Here is a 6,260-nt window from a genome sequence, read left to right as displayed (position 1 = left end):
CCACCCCGCCACGGCCGCGACGCCCGAAGCACCGCACCCCGCAAAGCCCCCCGACCCAGCGGCTACGAGTGCCCCAGCTCCGCCACCGACTCGTCCTCCGCGTCCGGCACGGACCCCGAGTCCGAAGCCGGACGCAGCGGGAACGGATCCACCCGCGTCTCGTCGATGACCGGCGGAGCCGGCTGCGGCGGGCGGGGCATGACGGCGGCCTCGGAGTGGCCGCCGCAGCCGTAGGCCAGGGAGACCACGCGGCCGTCGGCCGGGGAGAACTCGTTGGCGCAGACGCCGAAGGCCTGCCCCAGGGAGCCGCCGACGGGGACGAGGAAGCCGCAGCTGACACAGGCCGCCGGGGCCGACTGGGCCATGGGGGTCTTGGGGCCGAACGCCTCCTCCCAGCGGTCGGCCGCGCTGTGCAGGCCGTAGCGGGACAGGACGCGGGCCCGGCGCATGCCCAGTTCCTCGGCGACCGCCGCGATGGAGCCGCGGGAGGGCGAGACCGGCAGGCGGGCCGGGGGCCCCTCGGTGACGTCCGCGTCCTCGGCCTCCACCAGGTCGGCCATCTCGTGGGACACCGCCGAGTTCGGCGCCGGCTCGTCCTCGCCCGAGTAGCCGGGCTCCAGGCGCAGGTCCTCGGCGTCCGTCGGCAGCAGGTCGCCCGGCCCCATGTCGCCGGGGCGCAACCGCTCGCTCCACGGCACCCACTCGGGCGCGAGCACCGCGTCCGGGCCGGGCAGCAGCACCGCCTCGTCCACCGTGACGACCTTCGCGCGGGAGGCCCGGGCCACCGTCACGGCCCAGCGCCAGCCCCGGTAGCCGAGCTCGCGGCAGGCGAAGAAGTGCGTCACGACGCGGTCGCCCTCGGAGACCACGCCCACGTGCTCACCGACGATCCCGGGCGCGGCGGCCTCCTCGGCAGCGGCACGCGCGAGGTCGACGGCCTCGGCGCACAGACGGTCGGGGGTGCGGCTTCGCGTTGTCGCTGCGCTCACAGGTATCGCTTCTCTCCATACGCCGTCTCGAGTGCGCCACTCCCAGCGCCAAGGCGGACGGAGCGGACCAGGGGACCGCGTCGACGTCCTTCATCCATTCTGCGGGATGGCTGAGATACGCACGCTACCCTTCCGCCCCGCTTCGCGTACACCGACCGGTTCCCCGAGCGACAACCCGGACAGTCACCCCACAGGCCCTATACAAGCGGTAATGGCACTACCCACCGCGTTCTCGGGGCACTATGACGTCGTGGCAGCCGCGAAGACGCCCCAGGACGCCACCGGGACCGGTGGGTCGAAAGGGATCAAGGGAAGCAGCCGACCGAGCGGACCGGGCCGTCTGGGCGGCCCCCTCCGCGCGGTCGGCCGTGCCCTGCACTTCCCGGTGACCGGCACGGCGCGCGGCATCCGCAAGGCCACCCACGCGCACGGCGCCGGCGAGTCCGGCCTGGGCAAGCTGATCGAACTGCACGGCGTGAACGGCGCCGGCGACGTGATGATCACCGTCGCCCTCGCCTCGACCGTCTTCTTCTCCGTCCCGACCGACGAGGCCCGCGGGCGCGTCGCGCTGTACCTCGCCATCACCATGGCGCCCTTCACGCTCCTCGCGCCGGTGATCGGCCCGCTCCTCGACCGCATCCCGCACGGCCGCCGGGCCGCGATGGCCGGGGCGATGCTGGCCCGGGCGCTGCTCGCGCTGGTCCTGTCCGGCGCGGTGGTCAGCGGCAGCCTGCAGCTGTACCCGGCCGCGCTCGGCGTGCTCGTCGCGTCGAAGGCGTACGGCGTGGTCAGAAGCGCCGTCGTGCCGCGGCTGCTGCCACCGGGTTTCTCCCTGGTGAAGGCCAACTCGCGGGTCACCCTGGGCGGCCTGCTGGCCACCGGCGTCGCCGCGCCCATCGGCGCCGGCCTCCAGCAGATCGGACCGCGCTGGCCGCTCTACGGCGCCTTCCTGATCTTCGTGGCCGGGACGGTCCTGTCGTTCACGCTGCCGCCGAAGGTCGACTCCGCCAAGGGCGAGGACCGGGCCCTGCTGGCGGCGGACGAACAGCACCTGCACGGGCCGCACCGCAAACCGGTCAAGCGCCCCGGGCTGCGCACGGTCGGGCCGGCCGTCACCCACGCCCTGGGCGCCAACGCCTCCATCCGCTGCCTCACCGGCTTCCTGATCTTCTTCCTCGCCTTCCTGCTGCGCGAGCACCCGATCTCCGGCCAGAGCGCCGCCGTGTCCCTGGGGATAGTGGGCGTCTCCGCGGGCGCGGGCAACGCCCTCGGCACGGCGGTCGGGGCGTGGCTGCGCTCCCGGGCGCCGGAGATCATCATCGTGACGGTCGTGGCGTGCGTGCTGGGCGCGGCGCTCACGGCCGCGGTGTTCTTCAGCGCGGTCCTGGTCGCCGGCCTGGCCGCGATCGCCGGTTTCGCGCAGGCCCTGGCCAAGCTGTCCCTGGACGCGCTGATCCAGCGGGACGTGCCCGAACTGGTGCGGACCTCGGCCTTCGCCCGTTCCGAGACGCTGCTGCAGATGTCCTGGGTGCTGGGCGGGGCGGTCGGCATCGCCATGCCCCTCAACGGCACGCTCGGGCTCGCGGTGGGGGCGGCGATCGTCGGCGCCGGGTGGCTGGCGACCGTCCGGGGGCTGATCGGCTCGGCGCGGCGCGGGGGCTCGGGGCGGGCGCGTGTGGCGTAACCACGCGGTCACGTCACACCCCGCGTGGGAGCTCCGCCCGGCAGGCCCGATAGCCTTCCGCCATGAACACGTTGCAATCCGCTGTGCGACGCCGCCGCGCCGTCGCCGTCGCCGGTGTCGTATCCGCCGGACTGCTCGTCCTGTCGGCCTGTGACAAGCCGACGCCGATGGCCACGGTCACCGTGGGCAGCGACTCGGTGAACACCGAGGCCACCTGTGGTGGTGAGGGCGACGCGCTGAAGCAGTCCGACCTCACGCAGTGCCTGAAGGACAAGGGCGTCAAGAGCATCTCCGTCGACCCGGACGAGACCGTCCGGTTCGGTGTCGACCCGGAGATCGCCGACAAGGGCTGGACGATCCTGATGAACGGTCAGCCGCTGACCGACGCCAGCAAGAAGACGTACCGCACCATTCCGGGCAGCGTGTTCTTCAACGCCCAGTACGGCGCGCAGGGCAACTCGACGCTGGTCTCCATCAAGGAGGGCGACAAGGAGCCCTCGGGTCTGTGGAACTTCAAGCTGAAGAAGGACGCCTGATCGCTGCCGCCGGGCCTCGCCGGGTGCTGATCGCCACCGCGGTTCCCGTGGAGAGGGACGCGGTGGCGGCGGGCCTCGCGGTCGCCCACGGCGGCAGCGGGGCTCGGCTCGACACGGTCGCCGTCGGTGTCGGGCCCGCGCTTGCCGCCGCCTCCACCGCCTCCGCCCTCACCGCCGCCGCCCTTCAGGACAGGCCCTACGACCTCGTCGTGTCCGCCGGGATCGGGGGCGGGTTCCAGCCCGAGGCGCCCGTGGGGTCGCTGGTCGTCGCCGACGAGGTCGTCGCGGCGGATCTGGGGGCGGAGACCGAGGACGGGTTCCTCCCGGTCACCGAGCTGGGGTTCGGGACCGTCCGCCACCGGCCGCCCCCAAAGCTCGTGCGGCGGGTCGCCGAGGCCACCGGGGCCCGGGCCGGGGCCGTGCTCACCGTGTCCACCGTGACCGGGACGGCCACCCGGGCCGCCGCCCTGCGTGAGCGGCACCCGACCGCCCTCGCCGAGGCCATGGAGGGATTCGGGGTCGCCGAGGCCGCCGTCGCGCAGGGCGTGCCCGTGCTGGAGATCCGCGCGGTCTCCAATCCGGTCGGCCCCAGGGACCGGGACGCCTGGCGCGTTCCCGACGCGCTGGCGGCCCTGACGGAGGGGTTCGGGAAGCTCGCGCCCGTCCTGGAGAGTTGGAACCGGCATGACAGTTGAGCAGCTGCAGATCGCGTACTCGCCCTGCCCGAACGACACGTTCGTCTTCGACGCCCTGGCCCACGGCCGCGTCCCCGGCGCCCCCGCCCTCGACGTGACCTTCGCCGACATCGACATCACCAACGGCATGGCCGAGCGCGGCGAGTCCGACGTGCTGAAGGTGTCGTACGCGGTACTGCCCTACGTCCTCGACGACTACGCCCTGCTGCCCTGCGGGGGCGCGCTGGGGCGGGGCTGCGGGCCGCTGGTGCTGACGCGGGAGGCGGGCGTCGACCTGACGGGGCGGACCGTGGCGGTGCCGAGCGAGAAGTCCACCGCCTACCTGCTGTTCCGGCTGTGGGCCGCGGACACGCTGGCGGGTGGGGTCGGCGAGATCGTCGTCATGCCGTTCCACGAGATCATGCCGGCCGTGCGGGACGGGAAGGTCGACGCGGGGCTCGTGATCCACGAGGCGCGCTTCACGTACCACACCTACGGGCTGCACAAGCTCGCCGACATGGGCGAGCACTGGGAGCAGACCACCGGGCTGCCCATCCCGCTCGGCGCGATCATCGCCAGGCGGTCGCTGGGCGAGGAGCGGCTGCGACTGCTGGCCGACTCCGTCCGGGCGTCCGTGCGGGCGGCCTGGGACGACCCGGAGGCCTCCCGGCCGTACGTCATGGCGCACGCCCAGGAGATGGACCCGGCCGTCGCCGACCAGCACATCGGGCTGTACGTCAACGAGTTCACCGCCGACCTCGGCGAGGACGGCTACGCCGCGGTGCGCGGACTGCTGACGCGCGCGGCGGCCGAGGGGCTCGTACCGCCCCTCGGCCCGGACGCGCTGCGGTTCCCCTGAGCCGGCGGCTCCCAGGGCCTGTCGTCTGGATCACGCCGCAGACGCGCGGTCGACAGGCCCTGGGCCTCAGACGTCCAGCTGGTCGGCGACCGCGCGCAGCAGGCCGGCGATCTTCTTGCCTGCGGTCTTCTCGGGGTAGCGGCCTCGCTCCAGCATCGGCGTGATGTTCTCCAGGAGCGTCGTCAGGTCCTGGACGATCGAGGCCAGCTCGTCGGGCTTCTTGCGGGTCGCCGCCGCCACGGACGGGGTCGGGTCCAGGATCGTCAGGGACAGCGCCTGGTCGCCGCGCTGTCCGGCCACGACCCCGAACTCCACGCGCTGTCCCGGCTTGAGCGTCTCGACTCCGGCGGGGAGGACCGAGGAATGGACGAAGACGTCACCGCCGTCGTCGCGGGAGAGAAAGCCGAAGCCCTTCTCGCTGTTGAACCACTTGACCTTGCCGGTAGGCACGTCTGTCCTCGTCCTCGTACTCGTCGGAAAACTGCTTCTGAAACGGCTCTTGATAGCACTCGGGCGGGTCGTACGACCCGCCGGTACCAAGGCTAATGCTCTTGCAGCCGGTGACAAGACGTCACCCGGTTGTTCCTTCGCGCTGGGAACTACCCTGGTCGGGTGCGTGACAAAACCCAAACGAATTCCGCCGCGCCCGGTGACCGTCTGGTCCGTGCCGGAGCCGTCGTCTTCTTCATCGGCGCCGTGGCCACACTGGTCACGGTCGCCCCGCTGTTCCTCGGAACGGAACCCTTTCCGACGTACATGTTCGGATTGAGCATGCTCATGGCGGTCGGATTCCTGATGGCCGGTGCGGGAGTGCTGCGTTCCGTCGCGGCCGGCCGGCGTCAGGCGCGCGCGGGGCGGTAGTCCGAAAGCCACCCCGGGAATTCGCTCAGGTCGGTGAGGACGACGTCCGCGCCCGCCGCGCGCAGTTCCTCCGGGGAGCAGGGGCCGGTCGCCACGGCGACGGAGAGGGCGCCGGCCGTGCGGGCCCCGCGGACGTCCCCGACGTGGTCGCCGACGTAGACGGCCGCCCCGTGCTCGCGCAGGGCCTCGGCCTTCTGCTCGGCCCACAGGTCGCCGATGACCGCGTCGGGCTCCAGGCCCAGGTGGGCCAGGTGCAGCTTGGCGTTGGGCTCGTACTTGGCGGTGACGACGATCGCCCGCCCGCCGGCCTGCCGTACCGCCGCGATGGCCTCCCGGGCGCCCGCCAGCGCCGGGGTCGCCGCGATGGCGATCGTCGGGTACATCGCCCGGTACTCGTCCGCCACGGCCTCCACCTCCTCGGCCGGGAACCAGTTGACCAGCTCCTCGGCCAGCGGCGGCCCGAGCCGGGTGACGGCCAGGTCGGCGTCGATGTAGGTCCCCGTCCGCTCGGACAGCGCCTGGTAGCAGGCGCGGATGCCGGGACGGGAGTCGATGAGGGTCATGTCGAGGTCGAAGCCGACGGTGAATGCCATATGGGCCATTGTGCCCAGCCGGTGTGAACGGCAGACGCCCGCCCGTGAGCGGGCGCACACCTAG

At 72.9% G+C, this 6,260-nt stretch carries 8 protein-coding genes; 5 read left to right on the top strand and 3 right to left on the bottom strand.

What is annotated here, in order from left to right; all coding sequences use genetic code 11:
* Positions 1-62 precede the first annotated feature (62 nt).
* Entirely contained in the window at positions 63-989 is a 927-nt protein-coding gene (locus RIN80_RS15030) for a DUF3027 domain-containing protein (RefSeq protein ID WP_309096085.1), read from the bottom strand.
* Between the two features lie 250 nt (positions 990-1,239).
* On the opposite strand from RIN80_RS15030, the gene RIN80_RS15025 reads away from it, so the two are divergent.
* The 4 genes from RIN80_RS15025 to RIN80_RS15010 all read left to right on the top strand — a co-directional run bounded on the left by RIN80_RS15025 (position 1,240) and on the right by RIN80_RS15010 (position 4,742).
* Positions 1,240-2,673, top strand: coding sequence for an MFS transporter (locus RIN80_RS15025; protein ID WP_309096088.1), 1,434 nt, complete (start codon positions 1,240-1,242; stop codon positions 2,671-2,673).
* Between the two features lie 62 nt (positions 2,674-2,735).
* Positions 2,736-3,209, top strand: coding sequence for a DUF2771 domain-containing protein (locus tag RIN80_RS15020; RefSeq protein WP_309096084.1), 474 nt, complete (start codon positions 2,736-2,738; stop codon positions 3,207-3,209).
* Entirely contained in the window at positions 3,179-3,904 is a 726-nt protein-coding gene (locus tag RIN80_RS15015; RefSeq protein ID WP_309096083.1) for a futalosine hydrolase, read from the top strand. Before RIN80_RS15020 ends, RIN80_RS15015 begins: the two co-directional genes overlap by 31 nt.
* On the top strand, positions 3,894-4,742 hold the full coding sequence (locus tag RIN80_RS15010; protein ID WP_309096082.1) for a 1,4-dihydroxy-6-naphthoate synthase: 849 nt from the start codon (positions 3,894-3,896) through the stop codon (positions 4,740-4,742). The genes RIN80_RS15015 and RIN80_RS15010 overlap by 11 nt, the downstream gene beginning before the upstream one ends.
* A 66-nt stretch (positions 4,743-4,808) precedes the next feature.
* Here the strand turns inward: RIN80_RS15010 and RIN80_RS15005 are convergent, their stop codons facing one another.
* Complete coding sequence (locus RIN80_RS15005; protein ID WP_010035896.1) at positions 4,809-5,192, bottom strand: cold-shock protein; 384 nt, start codon at positions 5,190-5,192, stop codon at positions 4,809-4,811.
* Positions 5,193-5,354: 162 nt separating this feature from the next.
* Here RIN80_RS15005 and RIN80_RS15000 point away from each other — a divergent pair, with 162 nt between their 5' ends.
* Entirely contained in the window at positions 5,355-5,603 is a 249-nt protein-coding gene (locus RIN80_RS15000) for a hypothetical protein (protein WP_309096081.1), read from the top strand.
* Here RIN80_RS15000 and RIN80_RS14995 read toward each other — a convergent pair.
* Positions 5,582-6,205 (bottom strand): HAD family hydrolase, encoded by a 624-nt coding sequence (locus tag RIN80_RS14995; RefSeq protein ID WP_309096080.1) that lies wholly within the window; start codon positions 6,203-6,205, stop codon positions 5,582-5,584. The genes RIN80_RS15000 and RIN80_RS14995 overlap by 22 nt on opposite strands.
* Positions 6,206-6,260 lie beyond the last annotated feature (55 nt).

The sequence above is a fragment of the Streptomyces sp. genome, from assembly GCF_031181705.1.
GTDB lineage: Bacteria > Actinomycetota > Actinomycetes > Streptomycetales > Streptomycetaceae > Streptomyces.
The sequence above is the reverse complement of the archived record's forward strand: the minus strand, read 5'-3'. Positions and strand labels throughout refer to the sequence as shown.

Bases quoted from the DNA above. Each gene is read 5' to 3' on its own strand.
- RIN80_RS14995 (WP_309096080.1), bottom strand. From the start codon at position 6,205: ATGGCCCATATGGCATTCACCGTCGGCTTCGACCTCGACATGACCCTC.
- RIN80_RS15020 (WP_309096084.1), top strand. From the start codon at position 2,736: ATGAACACGTTGCAATCCGCTGTGCGACGCCGCCGCGCCGTCGCCGTC.
- RIN80_RS15010 (WP_309096082.1), top strand. From the start codon at position 3,894: ATGACAGTTGAGCAGCTGCAGATCGCGTACTCGCCCTGCCCGAACGAC.